Below are 21,395 nucleotides of genomic sequence, written 5' to 3' on the forward strand. Positions count from 1 at the left end.
AACTGAATAGATCATAAGATCCTAAGATTTATTTTAAAAAAGAACTTAAAGTAGGCTAATAAATTGTTTTAGTGTTTATTTTTTAAACAAAAAATGGCACTCAAATAGATAATGACTATTTTTTAAACGTGTAAGATATTCACATTGGGTTGTGAATTAAAAACACTGGATCTAATGACAGGGTCAAAAGGTGGTAGTTTATCTTTAAAAGATAACTTATTGTTTTATATTGAAAATTTTGTTGGTAAAATAATTAAATAAAGATCTTGAAGTTTATGTTGTTTTCTAGATCTTTTATCAAATTTTAATTGTGCACATAGTTATGCACAGATTTAGTGGATATATTTCACAGTACACTTTCCGTAAACGTGATGCAGGTAGTATCGATTAATTTTTTTAGCGTTTATCGGTTTGATGGTAAAGGGTTTCTGTGAAAGAATGCATCCATAATTATAATTTCATCCATCCCGTGTTATCGCCTATTTACTTGTGTATAAATGAAGATGGATCTTAACCTTATTAAGGTTTTTAATGATTGATGCTGATGGTTATCGTTCCAATGTAGGTATCATCATTTGTAATAAAAATGGTCAAGTTTTATGGGCTAAGCGCTTCGGTCAACATTCATGGCAGTTTCCACAAGGTGGAATTAAAGAAGGTGAAACACCTGAACAAGCTATGTATCGAGAGTTATATGAAGAGGTCGGCTTAAAACCTGAGCATGTAAAAGTAGTCGTAAGTAGCCGTCAGTGGCTACGTTATAAGTTACCTAAACGTTTAGTACGCTGGGAGTCTCCCGCGCCTATATGCATTGGCCAAAAACAACGCTGGTTTTTATTACAATTGATAACAGAAGAAGAGCAAATTGGATTTGACACTTGCGGCCATCCCGAATTTGATGATTGGCGATGGGTTACTTATTGGTACCCGGTTCGTCAAGTGGTTTCATTTAAACGCGATGTATACCGAAGAGCACTCGCTGAATTTTGTCATGCAGCATTTTCGTTAATGCACAAATCAGATAAAAAGAGAAATAAACGACCTCGCCGAGGTTCCTTCAAGTAATTGCTTCTTCCCTTATTAATAGGAGAGTTTTATGTTCAGCCAACTTCGTCAAATCGTAGAGCAATTCGGTGAGGCAAGTACACTTTCTGATGCTATGAACTTATTAGTAGAACAAACCAAAAGTACAATGATCTTGGATTGTTGTTCTATTTTTATTACTAATAAAGAAACTCAAAAGCTGACATTGATGGCAAGTGAAGGTCTAGATAGCCAAGTCGTTGGTGCAACGCATTTTAATTTTAATGAAGGTATTGTTGGTCTGGTTTATCAAAAAGGTGAACCGATTAATTTAGCAAATGTTTCAGAACATCCTCAGTTTAAATATCTACCATCAAGTAATGAAGAACAATTTAGTTCATTTCTCGGCGTCCCTATTATTCATAAACGTCAAGTTTTAGGTGTATTAGTTGCTCAGCAGCGATTACCACGATTGTTTAATGAGTTAGAAGAATCATTTTTAGTGACCTTAGCTGTCCACCTGGGCAGTGTATTAGGTGGGACTTTATTAGATTTACCCGATGAAAAAGCACCCAAAAATCGCTCGGTGCATTTACAAGGTAGCCCTGCGAGTTCCGGCATATCGATCAATAAAGCACATGTTTTACAAGCTCATTTATTACTGAGTGATGTTAGTATCGAGTTAAGTCAAGATCCTGATTTGGAGATGCAATCTTTTAGTAATGCGGTACAAGCTTGTGCAGATGAATTTTCTAAAGTTTCGATTACACTTAAAGAACAAGTGTCTAAAGATGCTTTTATGTTATTTGATGTTTACGGTCATTTATTAAAAGATAAAGCATTACTAACGGCAGTTGAAGTGCAAATCAGGGAACAACATTTAACCGCTAAAAGTGCCGTTAAAACCGTAGCAGAAACTTATATTCAACAGTTTGAGAGCATGAGTGATCCGTACTTAAGAGAACGGGCTGTTGAGATTAGAGATGTTGGCCAGCGCTTATTATACCATCTCTCAAATCGTGATGATGAAAAGCAAGACTTTACTGAAGAGATTATTCTCGTTGCTGAAGAAGTCACTATTTCGATGCTAGCAATGATCCCACCTGATAAACTAAAAGGTATCGTCTCGGTACGAGGTGGTTTGAGTTCTCATGTTGCCATTTTATCGCGAGCATTAGGGATCCCTGCTGTATTGGGTGTGTCTTTAAGGGTTAAAAATCTAGCGCATAAAAATATTATTATTAATGGCTATGCCGGCACTATTATTATTGAGCCAGAGCCTTCTTTAATTGCAGAATATCAAATACTGCTTGATGAAGAAAATGAGATGAAAGCGCTGGTTGAACTGGTTGCAAATCAAGCGGCAATTACCCAAGATGGCTGTGAGATTGAAGTGCTTCTGAATACGGGACTCAACACCACACCGGACGTGTTTATAGAACAAAATTTTTCTGGTATTGGTTTATACCGTACTGAGCTACCTTTTATGCTCAGTAACGCTTTCCCGACAGAACAAGAGCAAGTCAGCACTTATCAACTTTTATTTGAACAATACAAAAATCTACCAGTAACCATGCGTACTTTGGATATTGGTGGCGATAAGCAACTCAGTTATTTCCCAATCACTGAAGAAAATCCATTTTTAGGTTGGCGTGGTATTCGTTTAACACTGGATCACCCTGAGATATTTCTGATTCAAATCCGTGCTATGTTACGTGCCAGTATTAATACACAGAATTTGCGCATTATGTTACCGATGGTCGGGTCTGTAGGGGAAGTGGAAGAATCGAAGCGTTTAATTGAACAAGCATGGCAAGAGATTTGTTGGGAGCAACATTTAACCGCTGAACAATTTCCTCTACCTGATATTGGTGTAATGATTGAAGTGCCTTCGGCTATCTTTATTATTGATCAATTAGCTCCGCTGGTGGACTTTTTATCCATTGGGACTAATGATTTAACACAATATTTATTGGCTGTTGACCGAAATAACAGCCGTGTTGCAGACCTGTTTGATAGTTATCACCCTGCAGTACTACAAGCAATGCAATTTATTTTACAGCAGAGCCAAAAAAATAACATTGAAGTGAGTATTTGTGGTGAGCTTGCTGGGGATCCGATCGGTTTATTAATGTTGTTAGGTTTAGGGTATCGCAAACTTAGTATGAATGCTTTTAATATTAATAAGGTTAAATATTTACTTAATAAAGTGACCATTCCAGAGTTAGAAGCATGCACGCAAGTTGCACTAAAAGGACATGATGGTGCATTTATTAAAAAAACCTTTATTGATTATTTAGATACCAAAGGTTTGGGTGGTTTTGTTCGAGCAGGTAAAAAGTAAACTTTAATGTGAAGCTTCACTAACAACTTAAGTCAGCAAAAAAGTATATAACAAAAACAAAAAACCGAGCATTGCTCGGTTTTTTTATTTGAAGCCAATTATTTGAAATTAACTTTTGATGCGATTAAAACTTAGCGATTAGCTGCTAACTCTCTTGCTTCTTCAGCGCGACAAGCAGCTGTAGTGAAAATAACATCCGTTGAGCTGTTTAATGCAGTTTCAGCTGAATCTTGTACCACACCAATGATGAAACCAATTGCAACCACTTGCATTGCGACTTCATTAGGAACACCAAATAAGCTACAAGCTAATGGTATTAATAATAAAGAGCCACCGGCAACACCGGATGCACCACATGCAGAAATAGCCGCTACAACACTTAATAAAATAGCAGTTAGAATATCAAACTCAATACCTAGGGTATTTACTGCTGCAAGTGTTAATACTGTAATGGTGATCGCAGCACCCGCCATATTAATAGTTGCACCTAATGGGATAGATACAGAGTAGGTATCTTCATGCAGTTTTAATTTGTGACATAAAGCCATATTAACCGGAATATTAGCCGCAGAGCTACGTGTAAAGAACGCAGTTACACCTGATTCACGTAAACATTGAAAGACTAATGGGTAAGGATTCGAGCCTAATTTGATATACACAATAATGGGGTTTACAACTAAAGCAATAAACAACATTGAACCGATTAATACGGCTAATAAATGTGAATAACCAATTAACGAATCAAAGCCTGTTTCTGCAAAAGTTGCTGCCACTAAACCAAAGATACCGATCGGAGCTAAGCGAATAACCAGCTGTACTATTCTTGAAACGCCGTGTGCTAGGTCATGTAATATATCTTTAGTCGATTGGTTAGCATGTCGTAGTGCTAATCCTAAGCCTACAGCCCAAGCTAAAATACCAATGAAGTTACCTGTTAATAACGCATTAACAGGGTTATCTACTATTTTAAATAGCAGTGTATTTAATACTTCTAAAATACCTTCTGGCGGAGTGGCGTTAATATCAGTAGTAATCAGTACTAACTCTGTTGGAAAAGCGTAACTAAATAAAACTGCTGTAATTGCTGCTAATAGAGTGCCTACTAAATATAGATGAATAACAGGCTTAAGATTAGTATGTGTACCTTTAGTCTGGTTGGCAATTGATGATGCAACCAAAATAAAAACAAGGATAGGAGCAACAGCTTTTAATGCACTAACAAAAAAGCCACCAAGAAAAGACACTGAAGTTGCGGTGCTTGGTGAAATAGATGCAAGGCAAACACCTGCGATAATGCCGACAACAATCTGTAAAACTAAGCTGCCATTCATCATACGTTGGATGAGAGTGGGGGTTGAACTCATAAATATTCCTATTTTTATTTTAAAAGCGATTAAGGCATAAATGCTTAATTTAGACATTCAGCGATAAGTAATACCAACCACACTTATTAAATTAATTGGTATAACGTTATTTTTATAATGATTGATTTAGGGTGATTGTAACAACTCATATATGTCAGGAATTATTACAGATCAGAATTTGGCAAAGAAAATAGCATAATTAACGGCGATATAGTGCTGTAATTACTAATTTTTAATTAATAAGGTGATAGAGGTAGTAATACGCTTAATTGCTGATGTCCTTATGAAGAAATGTTGCAATAAATTTATCTGTCGATTGCTTTATTTTTATACAAGTGAATAAAGATCACTTAAAATTTTTGCTGAATAGACCTTGAATTTAGATAACCGTTAAATAGCTATCTCATATCAGTGTTACAACTATGAGCACAATATATAAGTCAACAATAACATTTAGGGCAATAAAAGGATTTGAGTCAATATCATTGGTAGCAGTGGATTTAATGATAGCAAGTGGATTTAAAACTGCAGCGTTGGACATTGACTTTACCTTTCAAAATATCATAGACAAAAACGGCTTAATGTAGAGAGAGGATTACGTTATGATATCGCCATTAAAATCACTAACCAGAGTATAAAATGTCATCATCTCATTATGTATTACCCCATATCGACCCGATCGCTATTAGTCTTGGCCCCTTAGATATTCGTTGGTATGGCCTGATGTACCTAGTTGGATTTGCTTATGCTTTTTGGATGGCGAATAGAGTTTGTGATAACTCCAATGGTGTATGGACTCGTGAACAAGCAAGTGATCTTTTATTTGCTGGATTCATGGGGGTTATTCTCGGCGGACGTATTGGCTATGTTTTCTTTTATCAATTGCCTAGCTTCTTAGATAACCCATTATACCTATTTAGGATTTGGGAAGGCGGCATGTCATTCCATGGTGGTGTAATCGGTGTGGTTACTGCGATCATCATTTATGCTAAACGTCATCAACGTTCAATTTTATCCGTTGGCGATTTTATCGTGCCATTATTACCAGTCGGCCTAGGAGCTGGTCGTATTGGTAACTTTATTAACTCTGAACTATGGGGAAGAGTAACCGATTCACCTTTTGGTGTCATTTTCCCAAATGCAGGGCCTTTAGCACGCCACCCCTCACAGCTTTATGAGTTTGCATTAGAAGGTGTATTACTTTTAATTATCTTATTATTATTTATTCGCAAACCAAAACCCGCAGGTTCTGTCGCTGGTTTATTCCTATTAGGTTACGGTATATTCCGCTTCATTATTGAATTTGCTCGCGAACCAGATGCACAGCTTGGTTTATTAACGTTAGGATTGAGTATGGGGCAAATTCTATCTTTACCTATGATCCTGATTGGGTCTGGTTTGATGGTTTATGCTTACAAAACCAATCCAGTTGAAGTAGCGCAAAGCCAACCTAAAAAAAATAAAGGTAAGAAATAATGAAACAATATTTAGCGTTATGCCAACGCATTATTGATCAAGGTACTTGGATTGAAAACGAGCGCACTGGTAAACGTTGTTTAACGGTGATCAATGCAGATTTAGAGTATGACGTCGGTAATAATCAATTACCCATGATCACCACTCGTAAGAGTTTTTATAAATCTGCTATTGCGGAGTTTTTGGGTTATATCCGTGGTTATGATAATGCTGCAGATTTCCGTGCTTTAGGCACAAAAACGTGGGATGCGAATGCTAATTTAAATGAGGCATGGTTAAATAATAAATACCGTAAAGGTGAAGATGATATGGGGAGAGTCTATGGCGTGCAAGGGCGTGCTTGGGCAAAACCCGATGGAACTACCTTAGATCAATTAAGAAAAATTGTTGATAACTTAAGAAACGGTATTGATGACCGCGCTGAGATACTTACTTTTTATAATCCCGGTGAATTTGATATGGGCTGTCTTCGTCCATGTATGCACACGCACACTTTTTCATTATTAGGCGATACGTTGCACCTCACTAGTTATCAGCGTTCGTGTGATGTGCCTTTAGGTCTTAATTTTAACCAAGTGCAAGTATTTGCTTTCTTAGCATTAATAGCACAAATCACCGGTAAAAAAGCGGGTAAGGCCTATCATAAAATTGTTAATGCACACATTTATGAAGACCAATTAAGCTTGATGCAAGAGGTACAATTAAAAAGAGAGCCTTTTCCATCTCCACAATTGAAGATTAATCCAGAAATTAAATCCCTTGAAGACTTAGAAACGTGGGTAACGATGGATGACTTTGAAGTGCTTAATTACCAATGCCATGAGGCGATTAAATATCCTTTCTCAGTATAAGCATTTCAAGACGTTAATCTTGTAATACACGAAACAATAAACTCAAGCCCACTTTATAGTGGGCTTTTTACTAGCTATTTTCTCTTAGCGACTGCCTTGGCAAAACTCATTTAATGAAATTAGGATTTTTTCACATTAACGATGGCATTTCTGACTTGCTTTAGATTTATACCTGAGTATTAGTTCACAAATACTACAAAACATGAAAGTTATTTACCTACATAAATCACAGAAGACAAATAGCCTTAGTATTTGTGTATATGAAAGTCGCCCTATTTGTATTACTATTAAGTGACTTTATTAAAGGAATATACCTTATGCATAATGCATTTGAAGAAATCGCTGGAGGAAAACGTAGCCTACATGTGCAAGTTGCACGTGAGATCGCGCGTAAAATCCTTTCAGGAGAAGTAGCTCAAAATGAAATAATTCCAGGTGAGATGATACTATGCGGACAGTTTAAGGTCAGCCGAACCTCACTGCGTGAAGCAATTAAGTTGCTGACATCAAAAGGGCTGTTGGAATCAAAACCTAAAGTTGGAACGCGTGTAACAAGTCGGGAAAACTGGAATTTTTTAGACTCTCAATTGTTAGATTGGTTGACAGGTATTGGTGATAATAATGCTGTTTATCGTGATTTCTTATCACTACGCAATGCATTAGAGCCTGAAGCTGCAGCATTGGCGGCTGAAAACGCAACCGCAGAGCAGCGTATTTTATTGTCTGCTACGTTTCAACAGATGGATTATATATCTAAAAACTTCGACCTTGAGCGTTGGACTGAAGCTGACATGGAATTTCATCGATTGATATTTTTGTCTACGGGAAACAGTTTTTATTTACCGCTTGCAAACGTTCTCTGCACCATGTTTAAAAGCTTTATTGCTCATTCTTCAATTAAAGGCAGCACCTGTATTGGAGAGCATCGAGCTATCTATTCTGCAATAATGGCAGGAGATGCAAACAAAGCGCGGCAAGCAAATGTAGAGCTGTTAAGTAAAAGTAAGCGCCGCTTACCAAGTACTGAATAATAACTTTTTTATTTTTATTGTATTACAATATTTTATTAGGATTTTGACTTGTAAGATAAAAGTTAGTTTTTAGTCTTAGGGTACTTTAACGATTACTGAACAGTAATTAGAGGATCTAGTAGGATCTCTAGGCTCTTAGAATAAGTGTCTGTTTAGCTAGATGCCTAAATATTTATATACCCAGCGGTCTAGATGTTTATACCTAAACTGTCAAAATTGCTATGCCTGAAAACATTTAGTTCAGTACGCTTGAAAGTAGTTAGTGCGCTGAAGACAGCTAGTATGCTTGAAAAGAAACAGATAATAATTTAATTAAATTTTAAAACCACTCTCTTTCGCTGTTTCTTGTAAGCTTGCCATCTGTTTATATAACATTATTTTATATAAACTTACTCAATTACATAGATTGTATCTTATACAAGTCACTTGAAAATAACCTCGGAAGATCCACTGCTCTAGAGATGGTTTTTGGGTTTAGTCTATTGATGCCATTTAAAGGACTGTTTATGCCTCAAACTTTGATCCCCAATGTTCATGACTTCATCGCCACTATTGATCCCTTTGATAAATTGCCAAAAGATTTACAGCGTAAAATAGCTTGTTGTATAAAAATAACTTATTTGGCGAAAGGTGAGCAAATTCAATTTGGTGGAGATCAGGAGCTGCGTTATCTATATGTGATCCGTACTGGCTCCATGGAACAGCGTAAGCATAATGGTATGTTGCGAGCCAAATTAGGGCCTGAAGATCTGTTTGGTTTTACTTTTTTAGATAAACATAAAGAGTCTCAACAGGATTACAATGCCATTGCTATTGAAAATACCCTGCTTTATTTGGTGCCGCATTCAGACTTGTTACGCTTACTAGAAGAGTATCCTGATTTTGCAGAACACTTTGCTGGTAACGTTCAAGTACGCTTGCATTCTGCACTCGATGTTGTCTGGTCAGATAGTGAGAAGGGCATTTTTGTTAAAAAAGTCTCTGAAGTCGCCAGTGATAAAATTGTAGTCGCAGACTCCAGTACACCAATCAGAAAAGTCGCTGAAGAGATCATGGCAGTGTGCTCACCAACGGCGGTGATCACCGAAAACGGTGAAATTGTTGGTTTGATAACTGACCGTGATATGACTAAACGGGTAATTGTCGCTGGATTAGATTATAACCGCCCAGTCAAAGAGATCATGACTCCGAATCCCCTAACTATTGGACCAAATGACTTAGTACTTAAGGCATCATCAATCATGATGCAAAATAATGTACGTAGTTTACCCGTGGTTGAGGGGAATAAAGTACTTGGTGTACTGACAACAACACATTTAGTTCGAAATAATAGAATACAGGCAGTATTCTTAATTGAAAAAATTAAATACGCCAATAGTGTCGCAGACCTGACAAAACTGACACCCGAGCGACAAGCTATTTTTGAAGCATTAGTGGAAGGTAAAGTTAGTGGCGATATTATTGGTCATGTTATGACCATGATCATGGATGCTTATAATCGCCGCTTATTACAAATAGCAGAAGGCCATTTTGGCAAACCTCCCTGTGAATTTGCTTGGATTGTGGCAGGTTCCCATGCGCGTAATGAAGTGCATATGTTGTCAGATCAAGATAATGCAATTATTTTGGCTGATGATGCAACGGCGGCAGATCGTATTTATTTTCAAGGAGTTGCAATGTGGGTATGTAATGCGTTAGATGCCTGTGCTTATCCTTTGTGTAGTGGTAAATTTATGGCCGTTAATCCTAAATGGTGTGTGCCATTAAAAGTGTGGAAAGCCTCTTATAGTAAGTGGGTAGCTAATCCAGAGTACGAGAGTCTTTTGAATGTCACTGTTTTTTTAGAAACACGTTGGTTATATGGCAATGAAAGCTTCAACAAAGAACTTCAAGCACATCTATTTTCCAGTATTAAGGCTTCAAATGTTTTTCTATCTTCAATGGTGAGAGACTCAGTCTCAGTGAGTCCACCACTAGGTATTTTTAACTCATTAGTATTAGAGAAAAGCGGCGAAAACTCTAAAACCTTAAATATCAAAAAGTTTGCGATTAATTTGTTGGTTGATTTAGCGCGTATTTACGGATTGTCATCGGGCTCAGAAAAAGCAGAAACAATGGCTCGTTTTGAACATGCTCATGAACATAATTTATTAAGCGAAGATATGCTTAAAAATGTACAAGGTTCATTTCAATTCCTGACACAAGTACGTTTGTCACATCAGTTAAGTGCCTTACAGGAAGGTAAAGTACCTGATAATAATATTGTTCCTGAAACTTTTGGTAGTTTTGAAAGAAAGCACTTAAAAGATGCCTTTAGGATCATTGCAGACTTGCAAGATTACACCAAGCTAAAGTTTAATGGTTAGTAAAAAGACTTATGTTAGGGTTATTGATTAATAAAAGGAAACTATGCGTCTGATTTTAAAACATTTTCATCCACTCAATAAATTAAAGCGAGAGCGTGAACGTTATCTCAATAAACACCAAGTGCCTGATAATATAAAAGCGCTATTATCCGCACCTTTACCTGATTTAGACGAAGATATTTTTTCGCTTGATTACCTCTCTGTGGATTTTGAAACCTCGGGTTTTGACCCTAAATATGACTCTTTATTGAGTGTTGGTTACTTACCATTAATTAATCAACAATTGTTACTATCTGAAGCTGTAGAAACCTTAATTAACAGTGCAGAAAATATTAAAGCTGAAACCGCAGTGATCAACCATATTGTCCCTGAAATGCTTGAACAAGGTAAACCTTGGGCTGAGGTGCTTGATACATTATTAGATGAACTGGTAGGAAAAGTGCTTATCGTGCATGGTAGTGTCGTGGAAAAGCGTTTTCTAAACTACTACATTGCGCAACAATATCAATTACCGCCTTTACCTTTGTTATGGGTTGATACCTTACAGATGGAGAAATCCTTACATGCTTATAAAGATAGCTCTGGTGCTGATGACTTTAGATTAGGGTCTATTCGTGCTCGACACAATTTACCCGAATATTCAGCACATGGTGCACTGGTAGATTCTTTAGCCACAGGGGAGTTGTACTTAGCATTATTAAAAAAATGTTTTGAAGGTGCAGATTCGAGGGTACGTCATATGAAATTTGATTACAGCAGAGTATTTTAACTTTTTCATACACTTAATGAAATGAGGTGTGATACTTGCTCACTTAACAATATGCTCGAAACACTTAACAACATGTTGAAACAACTGAGTACACATTAATAAGTTGATATTTATAATTTGCAAAAAAGGCGACTCACTTTACGTAAGCCGCCTTTTAAGGACCCAAATCATTTTATTGCTTTAGAACTTGTATTTAATACCAGCGCGATACTTAGCTTGTCTTTTACTTGAACTTGAACCTTCATCTATACTCCAAATTTCTGCAAATGGACGCCAGTTGCCGAATTGGTAGCCGACAACAATACCTGCATCGTATTCCCAATCTTTATTATCAAATTGTTTAACTTTATCCCATGACTTAATGTAGTTAGCTTCGTAACTTAACTTTAAGTTAGGTAAAGATTCAAATTTATAAGAACCCGTTAATGTCACTTTAGACTTAGTTGGATCGTTTACCTTTAAACCTGTTTCAACGTTGGTATCACCATCCGTAGGATCTGAATAGTTTGCAAATTCATGGCGGTAACGTAATGCAGTGGTTAAACCAAAATCAGATTTATAAACAACACGAATTTGTGGTTTAAATGTCGTTTTACGATCTGTTAAAGCAATGGGCATACCTGGTTTAATTTGCCACTTACCCATTTTGTAAGTTAAACCTAAGTCTAACTCTGTTTCCGTCAATTCTGTATTGCTCAGCGTTTTAGTTCTGTCAAAGCTGGCAAACTTCATCTCAATACCAACGTTTGCTTTTAGGTTATCAACACTCTCAATATTGAAGCCAGTGCCTAATTTTACGCGACTTGCTTCTTTATTATCATGCGAACGCCATTCATGACGGAAATCGATTTGTGCAGCAGAAGCTGCACCTGATAATAAGGTTGTTGCAACAGCAAATATTAATTTATTTTGTAATTTCATTGTTATCATCCATGTTGATGTTGATATGTTAAATTTATGTTTTAGTTTTATTGCTAATAAGTCGATTGTTGTTACATTCAATTAAAACCAAATAGGTTTTGTTACATCTTGAGCAGTAAAACTTAAATCTCTTATTCCATACCGATTCTTAATTAGCATTTCATAATACAAATAGAATACATAATTTTTGTTGTTTTGTTCTGTGATAGGGCTCTTATTTTTATAGTTAAATTATTCCCTGTATTTCTACTTATTTTAAATTTGTTTTATATCAATGGCTTGCATTTAATTTCTTTGTTTTTAAATGTAAGGTATTGGTATTTATAGAGAGGTGGATAACATTTATTGGATTTAATTTGTGTTACTTTTGGGTGGTGTGTTGTTTTTGTGTTTTTTATGTGGCAAAGCCTTCTTATTGTTAATGACATTATTATAAATACTTCGTTTCTTCTTTTTTTATTCATATGCCGCAAACTATCCAAACTTTATTTTTAGCCTTTTATATTTAAATTCCATTAGCGTAAGGTTAATAAAAATTAGCTTTAATATTCTTTAATTATAGTTAGTCATTGTTTTTTAATGTTATTTTTATTTTTTTATTAAAATAATTGCAGCAATTATTTTTAAGCTTTTGCTTTGTCACTGGATTTATTTCATTTATTAAGAAGCCGCTTGAATTTGATCTAGGTTAGGTTATTTGTAAACAGTCATCATTAAACATGATTCTAATCACATACTTCTACTATTGTAATACAAATAAACATAGCTCTGTTATATGGTCTACATAATCTTATTAACTCTAAAGGACATCAATATGGATTTTAATTTATTAGTAGTAGGAGTTTATTTCCTATTTCTCATTGCCATTGGCTGGATGTTTAGAACATTTACAACCAATACAAGTGATTACTTTCGTGGGGGCGGTAACATGCTCTGGTGGATGGTAGGTTCAACTGCCTTCATGACACAATTTAGTGCTTGGACATTTACTGGTGCAGCCGGTAAGGCATATAACGATGGTTTTACCGTAGCGATTATCTTCATGGCTAACGCATTCGGTTACTTTATGAATTTCGCCTATTTTGCTCCTAAATTCCGCCAACTACGTGTTGTAACGGTAATTCAAGCAGTTCGCCAACGTTTTGGTAGTAAAAATGAGCAAGTGTTTACTTGGACTAGCATGCCAACCAGTGTTATTAATGCTGGTATTTGGTTAAACGCACTCGCTATCATTGCTTCTGGTCTATTCAACGTTGATATCGAATATACTATATGGGCCACTGGACTTGTTGTATTAGCAATGTCTGTAACAGGTGGTTCATGGGCGGTTATCGCATCTGACTTTATGCAGATGGTTATCATCATGGCAGTAACTATTACTTGTGCGATTGTGGCGCTTAATCTTGGTGGTGGTATTTCAAATATCATTGATGGTTTTGAGCAAACACGTGAAGTAACCTTCCTTGTTGGTACACAGATTAACTACTTAAGTATCTTTGCTATATGGTCATTCTTTATTTTTGTTAAGCAGTTCAGTATTACTAATAACATGCTTAACTCATACCGCTACCTTGCAGCAAAAGATTCAAAAAATGCTCGTAAAGCTGCACTATTAGCTTGTGTATTAATGACAATGGGTCCATTAATTTGGTTCCTACCAAGTTGGTTCCTTGCATCTACTGGTGTTGACTTATCAGCTATGTACCCTGACGCGGGTAAAAAAGCAGCTGATTATGCTTACCTATACTTTGTTGATGAGTACATGCCTGCTGGTATGGTTGGTTTACTTATCTCTGCAATGTTTGCGGCGACAATGTCTTCAATGGATTCAGGTCTAAATCGTAACTCAGGTATCTTTGTTAAAAACTTCTATCAAGTTGTAGTTCGTCCTAAAGCAACTGAGAAAGAGTTAGTAACTTGTTCTAAAATTACCTCAACTGTGTTTGGTTTAATTATCATTGGTGTTGCATTATTCATCAACTCACTTAAAGGTTTGAGCTTATTTGATACGATGATGTATGTAGGTGCCTTGATCAGTTTCCCTATGACAGTACCTACGTTCCTAGGTTTCTTCATTCGTAAAACACCGGACTGGGCTGCATGGGCAACACTACTAGTGGGCGCTTGTGTATCTTACTACGTTGGTTTAGTTATCACTGCAGGAGATATTCAAAACTGGTTCAATCTAGATACTGCTTTAACGGGTCGTGAATGGAAAGATCTTAAAGTTGCTCTTGGTCTAATCGGTCATATTGTTATTACTGGTGGTTTCTTTATCTGTACGATGGCGTTCTACAAACCTTTAGCAGAGCATCGTGAAAAAGATATCGATACTTTCTTTAATAACTTAGCAACACCTTTACATAATACGTCTAGTGCTCAAGCTCACCTTGATAACAAACAACGTACAATGCTAGGTAAATTAATTGCGATTGCTGGTATTGGTATTATGGGAATGTTCTTCTTGCCAAATACATTTAGCGAAAGTTTAATCTTTGTTTTATGTGGCGGTATCGTGTTCGCTATAGGTCTACTACTAGTGAAAGCTGTTAGTGTTGTTAATGAAGATGATGATGACGATAATAACGATAAATTGCCTGAATTGAGCTAATTTCATTCGTATATAATTTTAATTTTGTTTTCTAATATAAAGCGGTTAGTTTATCTAACCGCTTTTTTTTGCGTTAAATAAACCCTGCTTTAACTTCAGTTTTACATCCGCTATCACCTTAAATCACTCGTTTGCTGTTATTTGAAACAAACCTCATACCTCCATTTATATCGGTTACCATCAAGATACAAAAATTAGTTAACGCTTCGGTGAATCGGTTCAATAAACATAAAGATCTAACGGATTAAATTGTTGCTTTATTACCCTTTTATAATAGGAATAAGGATGTGTGCATCACGGCTTGCCCTGTGGAGCACTAACTCTTATTTTAAATATAGGATGACGTTGTAATATTCGATAAGCACTAAGTAAGCATTAAGCACTGAGAATTAGGTATTTAAATAAAATACTTATTTTACACTTTCAGATGGGAAGTTAATGCACCAAATGTCCAAGGCACATCATGCCACATCGCATGATGTTCGAATTGATGATTGAATCATGCCTATTGATTGGTAACCGGTATATAAGTTACGGGAGGGCTAAAAGCTTAATAATCTTTATGAAAATGTATGCAGTAGATTAAAGTTGTGCTAATTATCAGCATCTTGAGTGCTTTGATATAGTCGAGAATAGGGGGGAACCCGTTATTGATACTCTATGTGTAACTAGCTCAATAACAGGTTGGTTCATTTCAATATAATGAATATTTTTTAGCCTAAAGTAAGTGACTTATTCTGAAAATCTTGTTATTAATTAATGGTTTAATGCTGATTATCTAAATAATAAAAAGTGGCCTGAACAAACTCATCATTCTCACCGGTATTATTTTGGTTGTAGACACCCGCTTTAAAATACATGTATTGACCAGCTTGATCATAACCGCTATTTGTCATATTAATGGAGGCGATTACCTCTGCTTTATCTTCTCGCATGATAGTCACGGTTAAGTTATTACCAACGGACTTAATTTGATAAAAGAATTTTTCATTGAGTTCGATACCATTACTTGGTTCGCTAGCGTTGTCACTTCTACTACCAATCATTTCCACCCAAACTTCGTCGCCTGTTCTTGGCTCATGGGCAAAATAGATAGCACCTTTGCTATGTCCTGGCAATAAACGATAATATAGTCGCACCGGTTCGTCATCATTGGCGTGTATTTGCCCAATGACAACTCGGCCAACTTGATAATCAGCTCCCGTTGTAGTGACGTTATTAACCGCTAAAGTAGCATTTAATATACCATCGACCGCACCCGCTTTAGCTTGCTCGCTATTAGGAGCCGTTGAGAAAACCCAATTATTTTTATTAACACCTTGGGTATCAATATCGGTATTTCCTTCACGCAACATCTCACGTAATTCGGTACGCGTATAAGATGTGTTGGTAGAGGTTTTAAAACCATTAATATAATCTTTAAAGACCATGCCACCATCGATGCCGGTATAAAAATAGTCACTCGACTCGTAACCATCGCTTAATTCACCTTCTTTAATCGAGTCCGCCGTACCACTGTTGTCATCATCAATGGGCACACTCAAATACCAATCATTTAAGATGAAGTTATCAGAGGGTGGTAAAGAGGGGTTTAAGGTTGCTATTGGTAACTTGTTATTATAAATCAGGCTTTTAAATTGCACGATACTATTACCATTTTGATATTGGTTGTAGACACCTGCTTTAAAATAACTGTAAAAATCAGACCAGTAACTAATATCAAAATCTACTTTTTGATAGTCATCAACGTTGATGATTAATTTACTGTCACCTACTTCTATTCCAAACTTAGTTGGGCTATTAGCATCGTAATCAGCTAGATAATAATAGTTATATGAATCGGGGCAGTTAGCATTGTAATTCGGGTTGTCTTGATTTTTACATTCTAATGCATTGGTTTTAATGATCGCCCAATATGCATTCTTGTAAGAATCACCTGTACTATCGTCGCTACGGCTTTCTCCATCCCAAATTACGCGCAACAAAGGATGCGATAAAACGGTATCATCGGTGTCCCCATTTTTACCTTTATTATGCACTTGTAATAAAGTTATCTCTTGCCCGTCATTACTTTCTATTACCGACTGAGTGGGATTAATGGGCAGTATTTCGGCACTTAATGTATAAGTCTCACTGTTGTCACTTTTAAAGTTGTCTATAAAGCGTAATTCCGAACGGTTACTTTCACCATTCATTTCAAAAGTAAGCCAGCCTGATTTTTTATCAATATAAAAGTAATCATTATCGTAGTATTGATATTGGCCTGCTTTTACTACATCACTTTTTGTTCCATCGGATGGTTCACTCTGTTGTAAGTTTGCCATTTTAAGTGCATTGATATATTGCGGGTAATCATAAGGGACGCCGGTATATGAGGCATTATTACCTGAACTAACAGAAGTGGTTTTTGTGCTACCTCCACTTCCACCTCCTCCACACGCGACAAGGAATACAGAGAATAAAGCGGTACTGACTAATTTATGTTTCATTGTGGAATTCCATGTTCATGTTCATGATAATCGATAGATAGGTATATATTTTGAGGATGAATATTTTTATTTTTGCATCTGATTAATAAAGCTAGGCTTTATATTTATACATTTCATGCATATAAAAGATGCTGTATTTTGAATTGTGAGCTTATGCCCCCTAATTAGGAGGGCATAAGCTAAGCCTTATAAACCGAACAAAGCTGCTCGTTCTATAACTTGTGCTTCAGTTAATGCAACGTTCCAAGTTGCAATATTGTCTAGATCTCCATCTAAGTTTTTATCTGAACTGCCAGAACCACCACCAACGATAAATTTATCAGTTGCTTCATTTTCGACTGGGACAAAGTTAACATCTTTAGTTACTTGCTCTACACCATTAATATAAATAGTTAAAGAACCATATGTCCCTGAATCTGCCGCATCTGCATCATATACTGTGACGATATGGCTCCAAGAATTTGTTGCTAATGGTGATGATGTAACGGCCTCTGTGGATTGATTTTCTCCATCGATAACACCACCATATATTTTAAACTTAACGACACCCTCATCGGCATCAGAGCTTTCTATGTAAGTTTTGAATCCTAAATAGTTACTGGTATTAGCGTAATCAATTAAAGCTACATCGCTCGCAATCGCACGGCTTGAAAGATTTATAACCGCTTCTAAAGTAAATGAGCCTGTAATTTGATCTGCACCAGAGCCTTCTGTGCTTGTGTAAGATAAATATGCATAAGGTTCTGAGCTTTCTTCTTCAAAAACTGAACTACCTTGAGCAAGATTTAGCGCCATATTTTCAGCTGAAGTTGCACCTGCTGTGTTTGATATTACATTTGTATCATTACCTGACCCTTTAAGTGGAGTGGTTGCTGAACCGCTGTTAGCATATGATCCTGACGTAAAACTAAATTCATCCAGTGCAGTAGGGAAATCTCCTGCTTCCTCTTCATTCTCTTCATCTGCTTCAGACCCTGCAACAACCGCTTGTAATCCACTATAAACATCGCCATCACCATCAAGTGATTCGCCAACGATATAACCTGATTCGAAGTCATCTTCAAAGACGGTCGTTGCCATGGCTGTATCAGAATAAATTACAATATTGTCAACAATTGAGGTTTTAGCTGCTACTTTAGTATTTGACCCAAGTTTAACGCCGAAATAGGCAACACCCGATGCAGTAGTATTGTTATAATCACCCGTATAAATCTCTGTATTATTTAAAGATAGGGCGTACTCATTCGTTGTCGCATCCCAAGTTATTTTGAAATTGTTTGTATCACCTAATGTGTGCTTCACTGTTAATGTGTTAGAAGCCGAACCTGCAACTCTCGTCACAATTCTGCCATCAGACTTTAAAATTACGTCAGCAACCATGTTTGATGTGGAATTAGTCGAGTCATATAGACCAATTGAGAAGTCTTGATCTTGACCCGTTGGATAAATCACATCAATACTTATAGCGCCACTAGTAAGTTCATTGGTAAGATTATCAACAATGCTATATTTCAAGAAACCCGCACCATCATCTGAAATACTTAGTGTATCTGTAATTGCTGCATAAAGGTTTGCCCCACTTTCACCATTGCCTTCATTGCCTTCATTGCCTTCACTAGCTTCGCCATTATCAGCAATAGTAGAGCCTTTGAACTTTAGATCTTCACCACAACCAAAAACTAAAGCTGCACTTAAGGTAACGACTGCTATTTTAGATAATTTGAATTTTTTTCCATTTTTATTGATGTTCATATTTAATCCTTTAAATCATTTAATATTATTTTTAACCTGCTTATTGTTCGATAATTAGACTAGAGGGGCAATTTTTCCTTATTGATAAAATGATCTCGCTCTCATTAGTCGCTTTTTATCAGCGGTAAAGTCGATCTATACAGCATTTCTCATTCTCTATTTGTATGTTTAATGAGGTGAGTTTTAGGCATTTTGAATTGTTAATAATTTTTTAAGTTAGTTTTTATAACTAATGATTTCAAAAAAACTTTACGAATTATTTTATTTTTATTGTTTATATTCATTTGCTTATGAGTATGTTTTTTATTTTCCTTCAAATAAATAGAAAAATAGAGCTATTTGCCCTTTATTCATTATTTATCGTTTTGTATTAATAATTGTTCGGGTGGATGGAGTTAAAGGTGGGGTAATGGATATCAGTAATTATTTTAGTTATCGGTTATCGGTTATCGACTATCGGTTATCGACTATCGGTTATGGATGAGGCTGATGGTGCTCAGCTATATTGATAAAAGTTATGTTTAAAAAAGTAAAAATGAATAAGGATTCAACTGAACATTACTTAATCTCTATCTTCATTTTGTCTCTAACTTCTAATATTTTTAACTGGTTACACAATTCAGCCTGACATACGTGGTTAAGCCCTTTTTAAAGCTGAATAGTTTTTAGTGAGATAGCGCGAATATTTAAAGTGCTAGATAGCTGCTATCAATAGAGATTGGGGCATATTCTTGAGGTGTGTGTTGAGGTATCTATTAAGGTGTAACATTAATGAATGATAATAAAACGGTATCGATTAAAATAAAATTTTACAGATACCGTTTTAATTTATAAGTTTTTTAACTCATGTCTATGATGTGTAACCATGAACTATGTGTTTAACGCATAGTAACAAACTCTTCTGAGCCCGTAGGGTGTATTGCAACGACACTATCAAAATCTGCTTTAGTCGCGCCCATCTTCATTGCAACAGAAAAGCCTTGTATCATTTCATCAACCGCAAAACCGATGCCGTGTAAGCCAACAACAACTTCATTCTCTCCCGCACAAACTAGTTTCATTTTACAAGGTTGACGATGTTGAGTGACGGCTGTGTACATAGCAGTAAAGCCTGACTGATAAACTTTCACATTTTTCTGGCCATATTGTTCAATGGCTTGTTGCTCGGTTAGCCCAATAGTACCAATCGGTGGATGACTAAATACCACTGTTGGAATTAAATCATAATCCATTTTTGCTTCGGGTTTGTTGTTAAATAAACGCTCGGATAATTGACGCCCAGCTTTTACTGCAACAGGTGTTAATTCAACACCGCCTTCCATGATATCTCCGACACAGTAAATGCCAGGAATATTAGTTTCTTGGTATTGGTCAACTTTAATGTATCCGGCTGCATTAGTTTCAACGCCAGTTACTTCAAGGTTAAGCGTGTCAGTAGCAGGGTGGCGACCAATCGCCCAAATTAAAGTATCTACATTGTGGCTTTGACCATTTTCTAGTTCAAGTGTCAGGCTACCGTCTGCTTCTTTGGTGATCTGTTTTGGCGTAGAGTGGGTATGTAATGTAGGGCCTTCAGCTGCCATTACTTCAACTAAGGTATCAACAATAAGCGGATCAAAACTGCGTAATGGTGATTCTTTACGTACAAAAAGATGTGTTTCTGTACCTAATGCACTTAATACACCGGCTATTTCAACGGCAATGTAACCTGCACCAACAACGGCTACGCGTTTAGGTTGTTCGGTAATATCAAAAAAGCCATTAGAATCAATACCTAGCTCAGCACCTGGTACATTAGGAATGCTAGGGCGGCCACCAGTTGCAATAGTAATATGTTTGGCAGTAATTTTTTCACCATTAACTTCAACGGTGTTTTTATCTACAAAAGTAGCAAAGCCTTTAATGACTTCTATTTTATTATTACCTAATACACGGTCATAAGACTCATGGATTCGACCAATATAAGCTTGACGATTTTCAACCATTTTAGCCCAATTAAAGCCTTTTACATCAAGATCAAAGCCGTAATCAGCAGAATATAAGTTAATGGCTTCAGCGACTTGTGCGCCATGCCACATCACTTTTTTCGGTACACAACCAACATTGACACAGGTGCCACCTAAATCTTTAGCTTCAATTATCGCTACTTTTGCACCATACATTGAAGCGCGATTAGCTGAAGCAATACCGCCACTGCCGCCGCCGATACAGATGTAATCAAAATCGAATTGTTTGTTGCTCATGGAGTACCTCATTAATTGTTCAGGAGTAATATGGTTAGGTAGTAAGACTTATTTTATTACCTTTTTATGAATAGTAAGTTACAGCATAGCAGCAAAAAACTATACCGCTTGTATTGAATTTTGCGTTTTATTACTTGAATTCAAGAAGCAAACTT

General features: G+C 36.3%; 13 protein-coding genes. 8 read left to right on the forward strand and 5 right to left on the reverse strand.

The window, feature by feature from the left end:
- The first annotated feature begins 531 nt into the window (after positions 1-531).
- Together rppH and ptsP are read left to right on the forward strand one after the other, a co-directional pair.
- The gene (gene rppH, locus GQR44_RS10095) at positions 532-1,065 is read left to right on the forward strand and encodes an RNA pyrophosphohydrolase (RefSeq protein ID WP_028868637.1); all 534 of its coding nucleotides are present in this window, start codon (positions 532-534) and stop codon (positions 1,063-1,065) included.
- A gap of 31 nt (positions 1,066-1,096) precedes the next feature.
- Complete coding sequence (gene ptsP / locus GQR44_RS10100; RefSeq protein WP_166371704.1) at positions 1,097-3,367, forward strand: phosphoenolpyruvate--protein phosphotransferase; 2,271 nt, start codon at positions 1,097-1,099, stop codon at positions 3,365-3,367.
- Positions 3,368-3,498: 131 nt separating this feature from the next.
- Here ptsP and sstT read toward each other — a convergent pair whose 3' ends face one another.
- Complete coding sequence (gene sstT, locus GQR44_RS10105) at positions 3,499-4,731, reverse strand: serine/threonine transporter SstT (protein ID WP_166371705.1); 1,233 nt, start codon at positions 4,729-4,731, stop codon at positions 3,499-3,501.
- 639 nt (positions 4,732-5,370) lie between these two features.
- On the opposite strand from sstT, the gene lgt reads away from it, so the two are divergent.
- From lgt to GQR44_RS10130, 5 genes are all read left to right on the forward strand, one after another.
- Complete coding sequence (lgt, locus tag GQR44_RS10110; protein ID WP_166371706.1) at positions 5,371-6,207, forward strand: prolipoprotein diacylglyceryl transferase; 837 nt, start codon at positions 5,371-5,373, stop codon at positions 6,205-6,207.
- Complete coding sequence (locus GQR44_RS10115) at positions 6,207-7,058, forward strand: thymidylate synthase (protein ID WP_166371707.1); 852 nt, start codon at positions 6,207-6,209, stop codon at positions 7,056-7,058. Before lgt ends, GQR44_RS10115 begins: the two co-directional genes overlap by 1 nt.
- Positions 7,059-7,375: 317 nt before the next feature.
- A complete protein-coding gene (locus GQR44_RS10120; RefSeq protein WP_166371708.1) occupies positions 7,376-8,089 on the forward strand; it encodes a FadR/GntR family transcriptional regulator in 714 nt (237 codons plus the stop codon).
- Positions 8,090-8,595: 506 nt separating this feature from the next.
- Positions 8,596-10,455 (forward strand): putative nucleotidyltransferase substrate binding domain-containing protein, encoded by a 1,860-nt coding sequence (locus GQR44_RS10125; protein WP_166371709.1) that lies wholly within the window; start codon positions 8,596-8,598, stop codon positions 10,453-10,455.
- A gap of 43 nt (positions 10,456-10,498) precedes the next feature.
- Complete coding sequence (locus GQR44_RS10130) at positions 10,499-11,224, forward strand: 3'-5' exonuclease (protein ID WP_166371710.1); 726 nt, start codon at positions 10,499-10,501, stop codon at positions 11,222-11,224.
- Positions 11,225-11,404: 180 nt separating this feature from the next.
- Here GQR44_RS10130 and GQR44_RS10135 read toward each other — a convergent pair whose 3' ends face one another.
- Positions 11,405-12,145, reverse strand: coding sequence for an oligogalacturonate-specific porin KdgM family protein (locus tag GQR44_RS10135; RefSeq protein WP_166371711.1), 741 nt, complete (start codon positions 12,143-12,145; stop codon positions 11,405-11,407).
- 814 nt (positions 12,146-12,959) lie between these two features.
- Here GQR44_RS10135 and GQR44_RS10140 point away from each other — a divergent pair.
- Entirely contained in the window at positions 12,960-14,756 is a 1,797-nt protein-coding gene (locus GQR44_RS10140) for a transporter (protein WP_166371712.1), read from the forward strand.
- Positions 14,757-15,520: 764 nt separating this feature from the next.
- Here GQR44_RS10140 and GQR44_RS10145 read toward each other — a convergent pair.
- The 3 genes from GQR44_RS10145 to gorA form a co-directional block, all read right to left on the reverse strand.
- Positions 15,521-17,245, reverse strand: coding sequence for a polysaccharide lyase family 7 protein (locus GQR44_RS10145; RefSeq protein ID WP_166371713.1), 1,725 nt, complete (start codon positions 17,243-17,245; stop codon positions 15,521-15,523).
- Positions 17,246-17,431: 186 nt separating this feature from the next.
- The gene (locus tag GQR44_RS10150) at positions 17,432-18,997 is read right to left on the reverse strand and encodes a LamG domain-containing protein (RefSeq protein ID WP_166371714.1); all 1,566 of its coding nucleotides are present in this window, start codon (positions 18,995-18,997) and stop codon (positions 17,432-17,434) included.
- Positions 18,998-19,875: 878 nt separating this feature from the next.
- Entirely contained in the window at positions 19,876-21,240 is a 1,365-nt protein-coding gene (gorA, locus tag GQR44_RS10155; protein ID WP_166371715.1) for a glutathione-disulfide reductase, read from the reverse strand.
- Between the last annotated feature and the right edge of the window lie 155 nt (positions 21,241-21,395).

The organism is Psychromonas sp. SA13A (assembly GCF_011378715.1).
Lineage (GTDB): Bacteria > Pseudomonadota > Gammaproteobacteria > Enterobacterales > Psychromonadaceae > Psychromonas.